The sequence below is a fragment of the Halomonas sp. SIMBA_159 genome (genome assembly GCF_046536035.1).
In the GTDB taxonomy this organism is placed as follows: Bacteria; Pseudomonadota; Gammaproteobacteria; order Pseudomonadales; family Halomonadaceae; genus Vreelandella; species Vreelandella venusta_A.
Window position 1 is genome coordinate 1 of sequence record NZ_JAWJBT010000937.1, and the last position, 259, is coordinate 259.

Genomic DNA, 259 nt, shown 5'->3' on the forward strand with positions numbered 1-259 from the left:
CTGATGCGGCGCTTTTGCCGCGAAAAAGTGGCCGACTACCATCAGCAACGGGATTTTCCGGCCCAAGACGGTACATCCCGGTTATCGGCATATTTGGCCATTGGCGTGATCTCTGCGTCGCAGTGCGTTGCCAGGCTGCAATTGGAGGCTGGTGAAGCGTGGTCAGAAGATAAAAGCGGAGCCGGTGTGTGGTTGTCTGAGCTTATCTGGCGCTAATTCTATAAGCATATTTTAGTTGCTTACCCGCAGCTGATAAAAC

General features: G+C 52.5%; 1 pseudogene. It reads left to right on the forward strand.

The window, feature by feature from the left end:
* A pseudogene (locus tag R0J87_RS22025) lies at positions 1–216 on the forward strand (deoxyribodipyrimidine photo-lyase); the annotation flags it as partial.
* Positions 217–259: the final 43 nt, after the last annotated feature.